16 protein-coding genes are annotated in these 17,423 nt (G+C 65.4%); 10 read left to right on the top strand and 6 right to left on the bottom strand.

Features of this window, described 5'->3' with window-relative positions:
* The first annotated feature begins 1 nt into the window (after position 1).
* From ACQPZ2_RS14505 to ACQPZ2_RS14475, 7 genes are read left to right on the top strand one after another with little or no spacing between them, the layout of a single operon-like run.
* On the top strand, positions 2-1,708 hold the full coding sequence (locus ACQPZ2_RS14505) for a thiamine pyrophosphate-binding protein (RefSeq protein ID WP_433526006.1): 1,707 nt from the start codon (positions 2-4) through the stop codon (positions 1,706-1,708).
* Positions 1,708-3,132, top strand: coding sequence for an aldehyde dehydrogenase family protein (locus ACQPZ2_RS14500; RefSeq protein ID WP_433527424.1), 1,425 nt, complete (start codon positions 1,708-1,710; stop codon positions 3,130-3,132). Before ACQPZ2_RS14505 ends, ACQPZ2_RS14500 begins: the two co-directional genes overlap by 1 nt.
* A 9-nt stretch (positions 3,133-3,141) precedes the next feature.
* The gene (locus tag ACQPZ2_RS14495) at positions 3,142-3,969 is read left to right on the top strand and encodes a TauD/TfdA dioxygenase family protein (RefSeq protein WP_433526005.1); all 828 of its coding nucleotides are present in this window, start codon (positions 3,142-3,144) and stop codon (positions 3,967-3,969) included.
* Positions 3,966-4,721, top strand: a complete 756-nt coding sequence (locus tag ACQPZ2_RS14490) for an SDR family NAD(P)-dependent oxidoreductase (protein ID WP_433526004.1) — start codon at positions 3,966-3,968, stop codon at positions 4,719-4,721. Before ACQPZ2_RS14495 ends, ACQPZ2_RS14490 begins: the two co-directional genes overlap by 4 nt.
* A 24-nt stretch (positions 4,722-4,745) precedes the next feature.
* Entirely contained in the window at positions 4,746-5,324 is a 579-nt protein-coding gene (locus ACQPZ2_RS14485; RefSeq protein ID WP_433526003.1) for a carboxymuconolactone decarboxylase family protein, read from the top strand.
* 11 nt (positions 5,325-5,335) lie between these two features.
* A complete protein-coding gene (locus tag ACQPZ2_RS14480; RefSeq protein WP_433526002.1) occupies positions 5,336-6,235 on the top strand; it encodes an acyl-CoA thioesterase in 900 nt (299 codons plus the stop codon).
* A gap of 15 nt (positions 6,236-6,250) precedes the next feature.
* Positions 6,251-6,634 (top strand): DUF427 domain-containing protein, encoded by a 384-nt coding sequence (locus ACQPZ2_RS14475; RefSeq protein WP_433526001.1) that lies wholly within the window; start codon positions 6,251-6,253, stop codon positions 6,632-6,634.
* Positions 6,635-6,650: 16 nt separating this feature from the next.
* Here ACQPZ2_RS14475 and ACQPZ2_RS14470 read toward each other — a convergent pair whose 3' ends face one another.
* The 5 genes from ACQPZ2_RS14470 to ACQPZ2_RS14450 form a co-directional block, all read right to left on the bottom strand.
* Positions 6,651-7,511 carry a mycofactocin-coupled SDR family oxidoreductase gene (locus ACQPZ2_RS14470; RefSeq protein WP_433526000.1) on the bottom strand — a complete coding sequence of 287 codons (861 nt, stop codon included), beginning with the start codon at positions 7,509-7,511 and terminating at the stop codon, positions 6,651-6,653.
* A 96-nt stretch (positions 7,512-7,607) separates the two neighbouring features.
* Positions 7,608-8,396, bottom strand: coding sequence for a CbbQ/NirQ/NorQ/GpvN family protein (locus ACQPZ2_RS14465; protein WP_433525999.1), 789 nt, complete (start codon positions 8,394-8,396; stop codon positions 7,608-7,610).
* Complete coding sequence (locus ACQPZ2_RS14460; protein WP_433525998.1) at positions 8,393-10,078, bottom strand: nitric oxide reductase activation protein NorD; 1,686 nt, start codon at positions 10,076-10,078, stop codon at positions 8,393-8,395. Before ACQPZ2_RS14460 ends, ACQPZ2_RS14465 begins: the two co-directional genes overlap by 4 nt.
* 62 nt (positions 10,079-10,140) lie before the next feature.
* Complete coding sequence (locus ACQPZ2_RS14455; RefSeq protein WP_433525997.1) at positions 10,141-11,280, bottom strand: spirocyclase AveC family protein; 1,140 nt, start codon at positions 11,278-11,280, stop codon at positions 10,141-10,143.
* 4 nt (positions 11,281-11,284) lie between these two features.
* Positions 11,285-12,397 carry an ABC transporter substrate-binding protein gene (locus tag ACQPZ2_RS14450; RefSeq protein WP_433525996.1) on the bottom strand — a complete coding sequence of 371 codons (1,113 nt, stop codon included), beginning with the start codon at positions 12,395-12,397 and terminating at the stop codon, positions 11,285-11,287.
* Between the two features lie 314 nt (positions 12,398-12,711).
* On the opposite strand from ACQPZ2_RS14450, the gene ACQPZ2_RS14445 reads away from it, so the two are divergent.
* Genes ACQPZ2_RS14445 through ACQPZ2_RS14435 form a run of 3 tightly spaced genes read left to right on the top strand, consistent with a single transcriptional unit; the run spans position 12,712 to position 16,178 of the window.
* Positions 12,712-13,887 carry a cytochrome P450 gene (locus ACQPZ2_RS14445; protein WP_433527423.1) on the top strand — a complete coding sequence of 392 codons (1,176 nt, stop codon included), beginning with the start codon at positions 12,712-12,714 and terminating at the stop codon, positions 13,885-13,887.
* Between the two features lie 6 nt (positions 13,888-13,893).
* On the top strand, positions 13,894-15,051 hold the full coding sequence (locus ACQPZ2_RS14440) for an acyl-CoA dehydrogenase family protein (RefSeq protein WP_433525995.1): 1,158 nt from the start codon (positions 13,894-13,896) through the stop codon (positions 15,049-15,051).
* The gene (locus ACQPZ2_RS14435) at positions 15,048-16,178 is read left to right on the top strand and encodes an acyl-CoA dehydrogenase family protein (protein WP_433525994.1); all 1,131 of its coding nucleotides are present in this window, start codon (positions 15,048-15,050) and stop codon (positions 16,176-16,178) included. Before ACQPZ2_RS14440 ends, ACQPZ2_RS14435 begins: the two co-directional genes overlap by 4 nt.
* Here ACQPZ2_RS14435 and ACQPZ2_RS14430 read toward each other — a convergent pair.
* Entirely contained in the window at positions 16,136-17,386 is a 1,251-nt protein-coding gene (locus ACQPZ2_RS14430) for a TetR/AcrR family transcriptional regulator (RefSeq protein ID WP_433525993.1), read from the bottom strand. The genes ACQPZ2_RS14435 and ACQPZ2_RS14430 overlap by 43 nt on opposite strands.
* Positions 17,387-17,423: the final 37 nt, after the last annotated feature.

Genomic DNA, 17,423 nt, shown 5'->3' with positions numbered 1-17,423 from the left:
CATGAGGACCAAGGTTTACGAGCGCATCCTGGACCTGTTCGAGGCCGAAGGAATCAATACCCTGTTCGGCATCCCGGACCCCAACTTCGTGCACCTTTTCCATCGCGCCGAAGAGCGCGGCTGGCAGGTCGTGGCACCGCACCACGAGGAGTCCGCCGGTTTCATGGCCGAGGCGGTCTCGCGGATGACCGGCAAAGCTGCGGTATGCATCGGCACGCTCGGCCCCGGCGTCGCCAATCTGGCGGGCGCCATGATGTGCGCCAAGGTGGAGAATTCGCCGGTCATCTTCCTCGGCGGACAGCGCGCCCGCATTACCGAGCAGCGGGTGCGTCGCGGGCGGATCCAGTTCGTGAAGCAGTCCGGGCTGTTCGAACCGTCGGTGAAGTACGCGGCGAGCATCGAATACGCGGATCAGACCGATGAAATCATCCGGGAGGGCCTGCGCAGGGCACTCAGCGGGACGCCGGGGCCGGTCTATATCGAGTATCCGTCGCACGTCATCCTCGAAGAGCTCGACGTCGCACCCGCATTACCGCCGGAGAGGTATCGCCTCGTCGGACAGACGGCGGGACCGGACAAGATCGCCGCGGCCGTCGAGCTGATCCGCGCGGCGCGGCAGCCGGTCCTGCTCGTCGGCCACGGTGTGCACACCGCCCGCGCCGGTGCGTCGGTCAAGGCACTCGCGGACCTCATGGCGGCGCCGGTCATCCAGACCTCCGGCGGCACGTCCTATATCGAGGGTCTCGAGGACCGCACCTTCCCCTACGGCTTCTCCCCCTCGGCGGTCGAGGCGGTGGTGCAATCGGATCTGGCCTTGGCCATCGGCACCGAACTCGGTGAGCCGGTGCATTACGGCCGAGGGCGGCACTGGGTCGCGGGTGAGGCCGACCGCAAGTGGATCCTCGTCGAGCAGGACCCCACCGCGATCGGCGTGAACCGGCCCATCGATGTGCCGCTGGTCGGTGACCTGCGCGCGATCGTCCCGCAATTGGTTGCGGCACTGCAGGATTCACCGCGCACGGCCTCGCCCGAACTGGCGGGCTGGATCGAGCGAGATGCGGCCCGGCTGGCCGAACTCGCCGAGACCGCCCCATCCGGCACGTCCCCGGTCCATCCCGCACGCCTGATCGTCGAGGCGACCAAGGCGTTCCCGCCGGAGGGCATCATGGTCCGCGACGGCGGCGCCACCACGATATTCGGCTGGACCTACTCCCAGGCCAAGCCGCACGATGTGATCTGGAACCAGAATTTCGGGCATCTGGGTACCGGCCTGCCCTACGCCGTCGGCGCATCGGTGGCCGAAGGCCGCAAGCGTCCGGTCATGCTCATCACCGGAGATTCGTCGTTCCAATTCCAGATCGCCGAGTTGGAGACGGCGGCGCGGCTGAATCTGCCGCTGGTTGTCGTTGTCGGAGTCGACTATGCCTGGGGTCTCGAAGTCGGCGTCTACAAGCGCACTTTCGGCCAGGGATCACTCGAGACGGGTGTGCATTGGAGCACGAACACCCGCTTGGACAAGGTCGCCGAGGGCTTCGGCTGCTACGGCGAATATGTCGAACGCGATGAAGATATCGCCCCGGCGATCAAACGGGCCTATGCCAGCGGCAAACCGGGCGTCATCCATGTCGCGGTGGATCCGAAGGCGAATTCGGAGGAGATGCCGAGTTATGACGAGTTCCGCACCTGGTACGCGGAGGGAATGCAGTGATAGGTAGGTATTCGAAGTTCTATATCGGCGGGCAGTGGGTCGAGGCGGTCCAGGCGCGGACGATCGATGTCGTCAACCCCGCGACCGAAGAGGTCTGCGGCACAGTCGCATTCGGCTCCTCGGCCGATGTCGACCGTGCGGTCGCGACGGCCCGTGCGGCATTTCCGGCCTGGTCGGAAACCACCGTGGCCGAGCGGCTGGATGTGCTACGCGCCATCGCGGACGCGTACCAGAAGCGCCGTGACGATCTGGGCACCGCGCTGACCGAGGAGATGGGCGCGCCGACCGGGTTGGCGAATGGATTCCAATTGGATCTCGCGGCCGGGCATCTCGCCAAGGCGATCGAGGTGCTGGAAACCTTCGCCTTCGCCGTGCAGCGCGGACAAACCCTGATCGTCAAGGAGCCGATCGGGGTCTGCGGCCTGATCACACCGTGGAATTGGCCGTTGAATCAGATTGCGGTGAAGGTATTTCCGGCCCTGGCGACCGGCTGCACCACGGTACTCAAGCCGTCGGAGCAGGCACCGTTCACCGGGCAGATATTTGCCGAAATCCTTGATGCCGCAGGTGTTCCCGCCGGGGTGTTCAATCTGGTGCAGGGTGACGGCCCGAGCGTCGGCGTGCCGCTGTCGGCGCATCCGGATGTCGACCTGATCTCCTTCACCGGTTCCACCCGCGCGGGCATCGATATCGCCCGCAATGCCGCGCCGACGGTCAAGCGAGTGACTCAGGAACTCGGCGGCAAGAGCCCGAACATCATCCTCGACGACTCCGACTTCGCCGACAATGTCGGTAGGGGTGTATCGGGGGTGATGCTCAACTCCGGCCAAACCTGCAGTGCCACAACGCGTATGCTGGTCCCGCGCAGCCGCATGGCGGAGGCCGTCGAGGCAGCACGCGCTGCGACCGCCCAAGTGACGGTGGGTGATCCGAACGGTGACGCCACGATCGGACCGGTGGTGTCCGGATCGCAGTTCGCCAAGATCCAAGCGCTGATCCAGCAGGGCATCGATGAGGGCGCCACGCTGGTGATCGGCGGCACCGGCCGTCCCGACGGGCTGGACAAGGGCTACTTCGTCAAACCCACGGTGTTCGCGAATGTCACCAACGACATGACCATAGCCCGCGAGGAGATCTTCGGTCCGGTGCTATCGATTCTCGGCTACGACGACATCGACGATGCCGTGGCGATAGCCAATGACACGGAGTACGGGCTGGCAGGCAATGTGGCGGGTGCGGATCTCGACCGGGCCCGCGCCGTCGCCCGACGCATCCGCGCCGGTTGGGTATCGATCAACGATGCCTTCGACTTCGCCTGCCCCTTCGGCGGTTATCGCAAGAGCGGCAACGGTCGCGAATGGGGCGAATTCGGTTTCGACGAATATGTGGAAATCAAGGGCATTCTCGGGTACGCGGACCAGTAGGAGTCATCGATGGCCGCGCTTGCCACGAAGAAACTGAGTGCGACGGTCGGAGTGGAAATCCTCGACATCGATGTCGAGCGACTGCTCGGTGACGACGATCTGCCCGCACAGTGTCTCGAACTGCTCGAGCGGCACAGCGTATTGCTGTTTCGCGAATTGCACGCCGGTGACGATGCCCAGGTAGCGTTCGCCCGGAAGTTGGGGCCGCTGGCGCGATTCCCCAATTATCCGAACCCGCACGTCATGATCATCAGCTTCGACCCGGACAATCCGAATGCGAAGTACTACCCCAGCAACGACTACTGGCACATCGACGGAGCCATGGACGAGGTCCCCGCCAAAGCCTCGATCATGAGCGCCCACGTGATCACCGACAAGGGCGGCGAAACGGCATTCGCCAGCACCTACGCCGCCTACGATTCACTATCCGATCCCGAGCGCGAGCGCTTCGCCGATCTCCAGGTGATCCACCGGATGGCCCGGATCCAGCGCCTCACCTACCCGAATCCGGCACCGGAACAGGAGTCGGATTGGGCGCGCTGGCCCGACCGCGTGCATCCGCTGGTGTGGACACATCTATCGGGCCGAAAGTCGTTGGTATTCGGTGCTTCCGCGTCACATATCGTCGGGATGGAACCCGAGCGGGGGCGAGCGCTGCTGGACGATCTGACGGCACGCGCCACCGCGCCCGACCGGGTGTACAAGCACACCTGGTCGGTGGGCGACATGGTGATCTGGGACAACACCGGCCTGATCCATCGGGCGTGCGAATTCGACCGAACACTGCCGCGCCGGATGCACCGGTCCACCGTCGTCGGCGAGGAGTCGATCAAATGACTTCTCGCACAAGTGATCCCACTCGAACAGCCATCATCACCGGCGGCGCCTCCGGTATCGGCGGCGCGATCGCCCATCGCCTGGCGGCCGACGGTGCGCAGGTGGTGATCTTCGATCTCGACGGTGCTGAAGCCGCGGCCGCCGCGATCGAGACAGCCGGTGGCCGGGCTATCGGTCTGTCCGTCGATGTGGCCGACCGCTCCGCCATCGATGCCGGTGTCGCCGAGGCCCGCGCCCGGCTGGGCAAGCCGACCATCCTGGTGAACAGCGCGGGGGTCACCATCGCCGGACCGTTCCTCGATATCACCGCCGAGACCTGGAACCGGGTGCTCGCGGTCAACCTCACCGCAACGTTCGCCTGCTGCCAGGCAGTGCTGCCGGACATGATCGACGAAGGCTGGGGGCGCATCGTCAATATTTCGTCCTCGAGCATGCACTCCGGTGTTCCCGGTATGGCGGCCTACGTATCGTCGAAGGCGGGCGTGGTCGGTCTGACCAAAGTGCTGGCACTCGAATACGGCCGAAAAGGTATTACGGTCAACACGATTCCGCCCGGCTTCATCGAAACCCCCATGATGCGCGAGAGTCTGCGCCGAGGGGTATTCGACCTGGACAAGCAAGTGGCCGCGACCCCGGTGGGCCGGATCGGCCAACCCGAGGATATCGCCGCCACCTGCGCGTTCCTGGTAAGTGCCGAGGCCGGATACATCACCGGTCAGGTCATCGGCGTCAACGGCGGCCGCAATACCTGACCGACTCGAAAGGATTCGACGACTATGGCTCGCATAGCACCGGTACCCCGCGCGGAATGGTCGGAGGATATGACGGCGTTCATCGCCCGATTCCGCAATTCGGTCATCGGCGAGGAACCGGACGACAGTCACCAGAGCGGTTCCAATCTGCTCGGCACATTGGCGGGCTATCCGGCCTTGACGAAGCCGTTCCTCAGCTTCAACCGGCACCTGCTGGCGGAGAACACGTTGTCGGCAAGGCAACGGGAGTTGGTCATCCTGCGGGTCGCGCACCTACGGAATTGCGGCTACGAATGGGCACAGCACACGATCCTTGCCGAACGGGCCGGTATCGCTCCCGATGAGATCGCCCGCGTAGCGCACGGAGCTCTTCCGGACTGGTCGCCAGGCGAGCGAGCCCTACTCGGCGCGACCGACGAGTTGCTCGCCGACGGCACGATCGGCGAGGACACCTGGCACGTTCTGGTCGGCGAGTTCGACGACAAGCAGCTGATGGACCTGGTCTTCACGGTCGGCACCTATGCTTTGGTTGCCATGGCTTTGCGTTCGTTCGGCGTCGAGCCCGAAACCGAACTCCTCCCGCACCTCCCGAACGGCCACTGAATGCGAGCCATATGCTGAGCGACGAATTCGATACGCAGGTAGATATTGCCGCGCCCGCGTGGAATCAGGCGGAACTACAACGCCTGATGGATGTGCAGCCGTCCGGCGCGGGCCGATATCTGGCCCCGGCTCACGGTCCGACGGCCCGCGATGTGGTCGAAGCCGGACAAATGCTCGGCGACGCGGTGGTGGCAGCGGCCAAACATGTACCGCACCAACGCGTTACCTCGGCATCGATGATCTTCTCGCGCGCCGCCGCACATACGGCCCCGCTCGATATCGAGGTCGATGCACTGCGATCCGGGCGCACCTACACCACCGCGCAGGTCACCATCCGCCAGCACGATTCGCCGCGCTGCGCCGGGATCGTGCTGCTCGACGCCGGTGCGCCCGACCTGATTCGCTCGGCGGCCCCGATGCCGCAGGTCGATCCGCCGGATCGACTGCGCCCACTCGCCATTCCGGGCACCGAGGTGGACGGCCGCGACATGCGGGTGGTCGATGACGCCTACGACCCGGATCCGAATCGGGTCGGCCCGCCGGAGTTGTTCGTCTGGACGCGATTTCGCGACGCACCGGAGCACGACTACCTGCACGCCGCGCTGCTGACTCAGTCCAGCACCCACTGGACGGTGGCCGCCGCGCTGCGCCCGCACGCGGGTTTCGGTGAGGCGATGGCGCACCGGTCGATCTCCACCGGAATCACGATGGCCACCATCACCTTCCACGACGAGGTCGACGTGGCGCGGTGGCTGCTGTACGCCACCCGCGTCACCTACGCCGGACGCGGCCACGCCCAGAGCGAGGGCCAGGTGTATACCGAAGCGGGGGCCGTGGTCGCCTCCTACAGTGTGCACGCGATGGTGCGTGGCCTCGAACCACGCGCCACGAACTCCGACACACTGCTCTGACCCACAGGAGACATCTTGGAGCCAACGGGCTATCTGGACCGGCCGGATTATCGCGTCGAAATCCGACGCATCCGCAATCTGGTCCGAGTCACCTCCGGCGAACGGATTTTCGGCGAGTCGACCGCGAGTCTGCTTGTCGCGGAACAGGATCACGGCATCGTGTTCTATCTGCCTGCATCCGATGTGCGCTTCGACCTGCTCGTCCCCCACGAGCAGACATCACGCTGTCCGTTCAAGGGCACGGCGCGGTACTGGCGTCCGGCCGATGGTCCGGATCCGGTCGCCTGGGAGTACGCCGAGCCCTATGCGGAGGTCGCGATATTGAGCGGCCACATCGGTTTCTATCAGGATCGAGTCCGCGTCGAGGTCGGCGTGGCCACCCCCGCGGTCAGCCGGTGATTCCCGGGGCCGCGTGTCAGACGTGGTAGTCGTACCACCTGAGGTAACCACCGGCATCCACCCGCATCTGCATACCGGTCACGTAGCGTGATTCGTCCGATGCGAGGAATACCACCATCTCGCTGATGTCCTCCGGCTCCACGTAAGGCACCGGCATCACCTGCTGCACCGGAAAGGCCACCTCGGCATCCGCGCGCGTGGGATTCTCCAGATCCGGACGGAACGCGCGATACATGGGCTCGCTGTGCAGCATCGGCGTATTGCAGTTGGTGGGGTGAATGACATTGGCACGAATCCTGCGTGGGCCGAACTGTGCCGCGAACTCGTGCATGTATTGGGACAGCAGGCGTTTGGACAGCGGGTAGGCGATACCGCCCGGATCGCTGCCGGGGACGTCCAGTTTCTTGGTTTCCATCAAGCCCGCGGTGGAGCCGGTCGCGATCACCGACGCGCCCTCCCGCAGATGCGGCAGTGCCGCCTGAACGGCGTTGATGGTGCCCATCAAATTGGTGGCGATCACGTCGCACCACGCCTGATCCTGCGGTTCGCCCCGCATCCCGGCGATACCCGCCTGGGCGACCACGATGTCGAGCTTGCCGAATTCGGCGATACCGCGCTGGACTGCTCGACGCATCTGTTCGGGGTCCCGCGCATCTGCCTGGATCGTCAGGATGCGCCCACCCGCCTTCTGCACCAGCCGGGCGGTTTCGTCCAGATCTTCCGGTCGCGCCAAGGCGTATCGGATCGTCTCGATATCGCGACATAGATCGACCGCGACGATATCGGCGCCCTCCTCGGCCAGTCGCACCGCGTGACTTCGCCCTTGGCCGCGGGCCGCACCCGTGACGAATGCGACCTTGCCTGCAACACGCCCCATCTCGATTTCCCTTCGCACAGTTTCGATTTCGACCCCCGTCTGACTTCTCAGCTTACGGAACGAATATTCGGTTCACAAGCAAAAGTGCGTCCGCGATCAATTACCGAGATAGGCATCGACGAGTTCGACAAGTCCGGCCGTCACGGCAGGATCATCGCTGAGCGGACCGGCAATCGCCGCCAGTGCCGCATCTCGCGGATCCAGTCCCTCGGCGATGAGCCGGCCGGCCGTGACCAGCACCCGGGTCGAGGCGACCTCACGGAGACCGACGCCGTCGGCGCGGCGAACGGCGTGACCAATCTGCACCAGTCGCGCGGCCGTCTGCGGATCGACACCGGCTTCGGCGGCGATGATCTTCTCCTCCACCTCTATCGGCGGGAAGCCGAGCTCGATGGCGACCATGCGCTGGCGCGTCGAATCCTTCAGATCCTTCAGCACACTCTGGTATCCGGGGTTGTAGGACACCACGAGACAGAAACCCTCGGCGGCATCGAGCGTGACGCCGAGGCGATCGATGGGGAGCTGCCTGCGATGGTCGGCCAGTGGATGGAGCACGACCGTCGTGTCCTGTCGAGCTTCGACGATCTCGTCGAGGTAGCAGATCGCGCCCTCGCGCACCGCGCGCGTCAAAGGTCCATCCACCCAACGGGTTTCGCCACCGTGCAGCAGATAGCGACCGACCAGATCGGCGGTGGTCAGGTCGTCATGGCAGGCAACGGTGATCAGCGGCCGCCCGACGGCGTGCGCCATCGCCTCGACGAATCTCGTTTTCCCACAACCGGTCGGCCCCTTCAGCATGACCGATAAACCCTGCCGGAATGCCGCTTTGAAGACCTCTTCCTCGGTACCGACCGGCACATAGCAGGGACGTAGCGAAACTGTCATGGGGGTCTCCTGGAGATCGTCTGCTGCCGAAGGTCTGCCGCACGAATTGCGTCGCGGAGTAGTGGACCGATCACCGGCACCAGATCGTCCGGCCGGGGCACGGCGGCGTGTGCGGCGGTTCCGAAGACCCGGCGAAGTGCGGCCAGCTCCGCATCGGCACCGATACTCAGGCACAGACAACCCGTGCCGTGCGCGCGGGCCTCGGCCAAGGCACGCCGCGCGTCGGCCTCCGCGTATGGGCCTTCGTAACCGTGGTCGTAGGCGAACCCGTCGGAGAGCACGACCAATATGCGGCGAGTCATCCCACCGCAGGTCTCCAATAGCGCTGTGCCGTGCCGGATTACCGCACCCAGGCGGGTATACGCCCCAGGCACGAGCGCGCCGAGGCGGCGCAGCGCGGGCAGATCGAGGCGATCGTCGAAACTCTTCACCCGCACCAGGCGGACGGCGGATCGTCCCTGGGAATAGAAGCCGTACAGTGCGACTCGATTGCCCAGACCGTCGAGCGCGGTGGTGAGCGATGCCGCCGCGGCTCGCTGGAGTTCGTGCACCGACGCCCCGCCGAGGCTCGGCATGGCCGTCGAGCCCGAGACATCGAGCAGAACCAGAACCGCGAGATCGTGTCTGCGCCGGACACTTTCGATATAGACCGCACCGTCGGGCGTCGTACCGGTCATGGCATCGACCCGCTCCTCGACGGCCGCGTCCACATCCAGATCGTCACCTTGCGGCCGTCGACGGCGGCGTTCCAGACTCAGGCCAAGGCGGGCCAGCGGTCGATACAGTCCGGGACCGGTGACGACGACCGGTGTGCCGAGATCGCGCGGATCCAGCTCGGTCACGGTGCACCAGTCGGGCCGGTAGCGTCCGCGGCCGAGATCCCATTCCGGGTACGCGATACCGCGATGTCGGATCGCCGGTACCGCAGCACGCAGCGCGGCGGTACCGATCACCGGTCCGGTGCCACGCAGGCGCGCCGCGGCGACCCGCATGACTCGCGGCCGGTCCCCACCGGTGGCGCCGCCCCGCGATGTGCGGCCGAATCCGATCATGCGCTCGAACAGCCTCGATAGTGCCCCTCGACCGCCGACCAGATCGATGCTCAACGATGGGGCTGCCGAATCGTCTTCGGTTTCGGATTCGGGCTTCCGGCGCCCGGTTTCGTCGTCGACCGGGCGTTGGCCCAGAATCGCCGCTCCCGAACACTTTTCCACCGCCATTGTCGAGCGTTCCGCGTGGATGACTCCGAAACTCGGAGGCGGATCGGGCAACGGGTCGGCGCCACGGGCAACGGCCAGCGAGGCGGCCGCCGAACCGACGCGCCCGGCCAGATCGACATCGATGATCGACTGCACCGGCCACGGCAGCGCGAACCTGTTGGCCGCCAAGGCCCGATGGCCCTCGATCGCCAGGTATCGCCGGGCGAGCGCGGGCCGACGGGCCAGTGGCCGAACGACTTCGGGCGCGAGGCTACCGGCGGCGAGCAACGATGCCTGCACGGCGACAGCCGTGATCTGCTCCCGGATGGTGGCGGCCGGATCGAGGTGGACGCGGGTACCGTCGGTCCAGGCCGGTTCGCCGACCTGCGCCGAGACCACCTCGAGCGGCCGACCAGCGATACCCGAAGCCAGCAATCCGAATCGATCCGGCTGCCGCTCTCGACCAGGGCCGACCGCGATCATCCGATCCCCACGGCTAGTCCCGCCGCCGACTCGAATTCGGCAGGCCGAACTCGCCGCTGACCTCAGCCATTGTTCGCTCCACAGCGGCCGCCATCCGCGGGCGGAGTCACGGCGGGGCGTCCGGATTGCGCGCTCTCCCACCCCGACCAGATCCCGGCGGAATAGGGGCCTGGCTGTCCTGCCTTCTCGTAGAAGCCTTGCGGGTCATACACTTTCGCCTCCGGAAACGGCCACGGACAGGCCACCGATGTGGCGACTCGGGTATCGCGAATGAGCGTGAAACCGGCGCCGTAGCAGAAGTAGGCGACGTTCACGATCACGAACATCACCACGAACGCACCCAGCACGGGCCTGCCGCGGAACAGTCGCACCCGCAGCGCCAACTTCTCGGCGACGGTACGACCGGTGTCGTCCCGATAGAGCAGCACGCCCGCCGGGATCATCACGACCGTGACCAGCGCCGACTCCCAGATCAGCGGAAACTGGTAGGACTCACCGGTGAATACCGAACCGAACGGAATGACCTGCGAATAGATGTACAGCTGGGTCCGGACCAGAAAGCATTCCAGCAGTGCGTCGAAGACGAACCCGATAGCGAGAATCAAAGCGGCCAAGCAGATCAGCGGATGCCGCCAGATGAACGAGCCGGGCGCCCGGCGGGCCTGAATTCGCCGCAGCAGCCAGATGGCCGGAAAGAACGGTCCGAGATAGAAAGTCGCGTAACCGATCACGATGAACGGCTCGACCGTCGGCGACAGCGAGACCAGCGGCCAATGCACCGGCCAGTGCCACAGTTGCGGGTTGTAGACGGCGTACGGGGCCCAATTCATGATCGGGTCCTGCCACACGATCGCCGTTGTCACCAGCACCATCAACAGCACCGGATGGCGCGGATGGCGCCGCCACATGACCACAACCACCGTGATCAGCGCGACCATCATGACGACGGTCCCGATCTCGTGCAGCGTGATCCAGTGGTCCCACCCGAACAGCGGCGGCACCGGACGGGGCGCACCGCTCACGTCGGGGTTCGCGATGCGCGGATCGTCGGCGCCGCGCCTGGCGTTGGCGGCGATCAACCCGATCACGACGATGATCACCGCCACCACCGTGATCGGCAGCCACCTTCGCGCATGCCCTGCTGCGACCGGATCCGTTGTGCCGAGCGCTGTTTCGCTCGTATCCGATTTCGACGATGTCATGGTTTCAGTCCTCACCGAATCGCGCGACGAGATGTGAATTCTGTCCATCCGGATCCAATTTGCGGGCGACGAGATACCCGGCGCCCATCCAGCCCCGCCGAGTCCACTTCCCGAAGGAGAGCCGGGTTCCGGGTGCACCCGCGGCGGCGGGCAGCATCTTCACCCGCTCCATGGCCTCCTTCACCCCGCGCGGCGACAGCGGATGAGCGTCGGCGAACGCGTGCAACAGCACTGTCGCGATATCCCGGTTCATCACCGGCACGCAATACTGCGGACGGCGTCCGTAGGCGGTCTCGTACTCGTCCAGAAACCGCTGGCCGACCGCATTTCCCTCGTCGTACTGATCGACACCGGTCCAGCCGAGGAAGGCCCGCCACAAGAGCGGATTGATCCAGGCATTCTGGAATGCGGTGCCCATGAAACGGGGCGGGTCCCAGTCGAGCGCGTGCAGCGCGGGCGTGACCATGGCGACGCCGAATCCGAAGCCGCAGTGCACAATTGCGCTCGCCTTGGCTTCCCGCAGTGTGCGCACCGCGGGGCTGATGTCCTGGGCCGTCTGCGGTATCTGCGCGTCGGCCACGATCCGGATGCCCTGCTCCCGGCACGCGCGGCGAAAGTTCTTGATATAGCTCTCGCCGACCAGTGACTGTTCCACGAGTGCACCGACGTCGGTGTGTCCGCCCTTGGCCAGCAGATGCGCCCAGAACACCGGTTCATCGGTCATCGAGCCCTGCGGCAGCGCGAATGTCCACTCGCCGAGCCAGTCGTCGGTCCCGGACACATTGATCGCCGGAACATGAAATCGTCGTTCGATCTCCTCGCGGGTGGGGACCGCATTGTCGGTGATGTGCGGTCCGAAGACCGCGAGGCAGCCCTCGTCGACGAGTTCGCCGTAGGCGTCGATCACCGCCTTCACCGTGCCCTTCGGCAGGCCCTCCACCTCGCGGAACACGATCTCGACGGGGCGGTCGATGATGCCGTGCCCGCGGCCCTGTTCGAAGACCAGATCGAATGGGCGGGTCAGATCCGCTCGCATCTCGGGCGGATAGCCCTCCGGGAGGCGGAAGTCGAACAGATAGCCGAGTTTGATCGGCTCGGCAGTGCTTTCGTAGGCCACGTCACTCTCCGTCCGCGCGGCCTTTCTCAGGCCGAACCTAAAATTCGTTCAGAATGTTACGTAGCGGTACCGGTGCCGTCAACGGATCGATCGGGCCTGCCCGACGCCAATTCCCGAGCGCCGCAGCTGACCTGGTTGAACGGCAGCGACAGCCGCCGGAGACCGTTGACGCGACCATTCGACTCACTTACGCTGACTCGGAACGAATATTCGGTCAGATGCAAGGAGAAGCCGTGGACACCCCTGTTCGGACCACGACCGGCAATGCGAATGCCGACCAGGATCGCCGCGCAGGCGACGACAGCGACTTCGAAGTGTTCGACGATGCCGTCGCGGGCGATGTCCGCGACCCGTACCCCGAGCTGGCCCGCGCCAGGCAAACCAATCCGGTGCAGCGCTTGGACACCTCGAATATGCCGCACGCCGACGATCAGGCGGTGTTCTTCGTCTACGGCTACGACGACATACTCGAGGTGCTGCGCGACGGAGCGAGGTTCTCCTCCGGGCACATCATCGACATGCTGCTCGGCGACATCATGGGCAAGCACATCATGCTCGGAATGGACGATCCCGAACATCGCCGCTACCGCGGACTGGTATCGACCGCGTTCCGGCAGAAAGCGTTGGCGCGCTGGGAAACCGAACTCGTCGCCCCCATCGCCGACGAACTCATCGACGGCTTCGCCGACCGCGGACGAGCCGAGCTGGTCAAGGAATTCACCTTCCCGTTCCCGACGCAGGTGATCGCGGGCATGCTCGGGCTGCCGCGCGCGGACTACAAGCAGTTCCAGCGCTGGTCCATCGCCATTCTCAGCTTCCACACCCAGCGCGAGCTGGCGGTGGCCGCCGCACAGGAGGTCAAGGAATACCTCGCCACAATCCTCGACGAGCGGCGTCGGTCCCCGCGGGAGGATTTGATCAGCGATCTGGCCCGCGCCGAGCTGGAGGGTGAGCGCCTGACCGACGAGGAGATCTTCTCGTTCGTGCGACTGCTGTTGCCCGCCGGCGTCGAGACGACCTACCGCTCCACCGGGAACATGCTGATGACCCTGCTGTCGCGTCCGGCCGAACTCGAAGCGATCCGCACCAATCGCGCGCTCGTGCCACGGGCGATCGAGGAGGTGCTGCGGTATGAGACTCCGCTGCTGAACATCACTCGATTGGCCACCCAGGACACCGTGCTGTCGGGTGTGCCCATCCCGGCCGGGTCGACGGTCATGCTCATGCTCGCCGCGGCGAATCGGGACGAGAATCGCTGGCCGGATCCGGACCGCCTCGATATCGTGCGCGCCTCCCGGCCGCATATGTCGTTCGGTCAGGGCGCACATCTGTGCCTCGGAATTCACTTGGCGCGCACGGAAATGCGCGTGGCGCTCAACCGGTTGCTCGATCGCCTGCCCGATCTGCGCCTGGATCCGGACGGCGACGACCCCCATATCCGCGGTCAGGTGTTCCGCTCGCCCACCGCGCTGCCAGTGCTGTTCGGGTAGGTCCGCGTGGACTTCTCCCTGCCCGCGCACGTCGAGGAATTTCGAGACGAGCTGCGCACCTGGTTGGCCGAGCATTTGACCGATGACATCGTGACGGCGAGCAAGCACATCGCCGACGATCCGGCCGCGTTCGAGGTCGTGCGCGACTGGAATCGCACCATGGCCGACGCAGGGTGGGGCGCGGTGTCCTGGCCGGAGGAGTACGGCGGTCGTGGGGCGGGCCCGCTGGAGCAGCTCGTCTATGTGGAAGAAACGGTGCGTGCTCGGGCTCCACTGCCCGTCAATATCATCGGCCTGAACAATATCGGCCCGGCGATCATGCACTACGGGACGCCGGAGCAGAAACGAACGCTGCTGCCGCGCATGGTCCGCGCCGACGATATCTGGTGCCAGGGCATGTCCGAACCCGACTCCGGCTCGGACCTCGCATCGCTGCGCACCCGCGCGCTGCGGGTGGGCGATGAGTTCGTGGTCACCGGTCAGAAGATCTGGACCTCGCTGGCCCAGCGCGCGCACTGGTGCCAGCTGTTCGTCCGCACCGATCCCGCAGCCCCCGAACACCAGGGCATTTCGTGCCTCATCGTGAATATGAGACGGCCCGGAATCCAAGTGCGGCCGCTGAAGACGCTCACCGGCGAGGCCGAATTCGCCGAGATATTCCTCGATGAGGTACGGGTGCCACGCACTGCCCTACTCGGTCCGGTGCACCAGGGCTGGCAGGTGGCCACCACCACGCTCGGCCACGAGCGGGCCAATGCCGCCCGGCTGTATTCGGAGCTGCAGGTCCGGCTCGACGATCTCGTCGCCGACCTCGACGAGACCGGTGTCGACGGCCACGCCCCCCTGGACGAGCCGAACACCCTGCATCGGCTCGGTGAGGTGGCCGTACGGATCGCATTTCTCGAAGACCTTTGCCGCCGAGCGGTTTCGGCGGCGATGGCAGGCAACGATGCCATCGGTTCGGCCAGCCTCGCCAAGACCGTATGGGGCGAGCTGGGTCAAGATCTGGCCACGCTCGGTTTCGATGTGTTCGGTCCGCATGCCGCCGACGGCAAGTGGGCGAAAATGCGGTTGGCCGCACGCGCCCTGACGATCGCGGGTGGCACAACACAGATCAACAAGAACATCACCGCAACTCGCGCACTGGGGCTACCGCACCGATGAACCTGGAATTCACCGAAGAGCAAGTGGCACTACGCGATCTGGTTCGTCGCTTCCTTTCCGAAAAGGCACCGATCACCGAACATGTGCGCATGATGCTCGACCATCCCACCGGCACCACGCAGCCGCTGTGGCAAGGCCTGACCGACCTCGGCGTGACCGGCCTGCTCGTCCCGCAGGATTACGGCGGCGCAGGCGCCACCATGGTGGAAGCCGGAATCGTGCTCGAGGAAATGGGTCGCGCACTGGATCCGGGGCCGTGGCAATCCACCGCGGTCGCCGCGACCCGAACCCTGGCCCGGCTCGACGCGACCGAGCACGCCGCCGATGTGCTGGCAGGCATCGCCGACGGATCGGCGACGGCCACGGTCTGTCTGCCGGATGCCCGAGACGTCGTCGCGAGTGCGCTCGGCACCGACTCGTCGGTGACCGGCACATTCACCGCGGTGCCCGATGCGGCGGCCGCGAACGTACTGCTGGTACCAGTCCCGACGGCAACGCACATATCGTTGTTCGCCGTCGAAATACCTTCGGCCGGAGCGGAAATCACGCCGCAACCCACTGTGGACCGGACCCGCAAGCAATTTCGGGTGACTCTGGTGAACACGCCCGCTCGACACCTCGGCACCGCGCCGACGACGAGGCTCGCGGCGGTGATCGACGACGTTCTCATCGCATCGGCCGCCGACGCTCTCGGTGCGGCACAACGCATTCTGGAACTGAGCCTCGACCATGCCGGGACCCGTCAGCAATTCGGCCGACCGATCGGCGCATTCCAGGCGGTTCAACACCTGTGCGTCGACATGTTCGAAACCGTGGAATTGGCTCGCGGCGGCGTGCTGCACGCACTCTGGGCCGCCGATTTCGCCTCGGACGAGCACCGGCACCTGGCCGCAATCCGGACCAAGGCCTTCGCGGGCCGACTCGCGACCGTCGGGGAAGCCGCGATCCAGATCTTCGGCGGCATCGGCTTCACCTGGGAACACGATGCCCATCTCTACCTAGAGCGGCTGTTGAGCTGGAGCGCGTTCCTGGGCGGACCCGACCGGTACCTGCGGGAGATCGGCTCACACGTCGCCCGGAGCCGTCAACGCACAGCTACACCGCGCAGCACGGTATCGCGTGCGTGAATGAGCGCGGCGCGCTTGCCGATACGACGGACGATGTTCTCGGGCATCCAGGTCAATTCGAGGACGCAGCGCGCGGTCAGTTCGGCCGCCGGGTTGGCGAGGCGGATCTCTTCCTGTTCGGCACCGGCACCGGCACCGGCACCGAGCAGGGTCCGCAACTGCCGAAGCACGGCAGGGAACGACATTCCGGGATTGCTCACCTCGGGCGGCGATTGACGTAGCCAGGTCAATTGGATCTTGAACTCGTCATTGAACCGGTCCACGACATTGATGTGCAGCCAGGCCAGGGCGTCGAGTTTCTGGACGACGGTCGAATCGGAGCCGAGCGCGGCCTCCCAGCCCGCGACGGTCTTCTTGGAAAACGAGCTCATGATCGAGGCCAGCAGTTCCTCTTTCGAGCCGACCGCCCGATAGACGGTCCCGATGCTCATGCCCGCAGCCGCGGCGATATCTCGGATCGTGGTGACCTCATAACCGCGGCGGCCGAATTCCGAACGCGCGACCTGGCGGATCAAGGCAACCTTACTGTCCTCGTCGGCCTCGTCCGTCTCGTTCCACAGTCGGATGACTCGATCGACCGCGACCAGAGCATCCGACTTATCCAATTCACCATTTTCCGGCGACGCCGCGGCCACGCCGTACAGCAGGATCTCGCAGAACAGGTCGGCCACCCGATCGACCGCCGTGTAACGGTGGAACAGGTACAGACCCACGTGCAGAAAAGTCTGGCACATTCGATCGGCGAGCGTCACCAGATCGATACCCGGACGAATGAATCCGATCGACCGCCCGGCGCGCAGCGTCTCCAGCACGGCGAATTCGATCGCCGTCGCACCACGGCTGGTCAACCGCACCAGCTCGAGTCCGGCGCCGGCCGACGGCTCATAGAAGGTGAACTGCAGGGCGGCACTGTTCCGGGCGGCGCATTGTGCGATCGCCTTACCCAATTCGACGATATTATCCGGGGTGAATCGGGAACCTTTCAGGCCCGCGCGAGCCGTCTCCGCCACGCGATCGATTTCGACGTGATAGCGCTGAACCAACTCGACGACGATGGCTTCTTTCGAACCGAAATGATGATAGAGACTCTGCGGTTTGATACCGCACGCATCCGCTATTTCCTGCAGCGAGGTACGCAAGCCGGAGGAGGCGAACAGGCGAGCGGCCGTCTCGAGAATTTCATCCTTTCGGCGGCCATCGGTCGACAACGCACCGACGCTAGTTTTCACACCGTGCCCGACTCTC

This window comes from Nocardia pseudovaccinii, assembly GCF_050942345.1.
Classification (GTDB): domain Bacteria; phylum Actinomycetota; class Actinomycetes; order Mycobacteriales; family Mycobacteriaceae; genus Nocardia; species Nocardia pseudovaccinii.
Note: the sequence above shows the minus strand (reverse complement) of the source record. Positions and strands in the feature narration are given on the sequence as shown.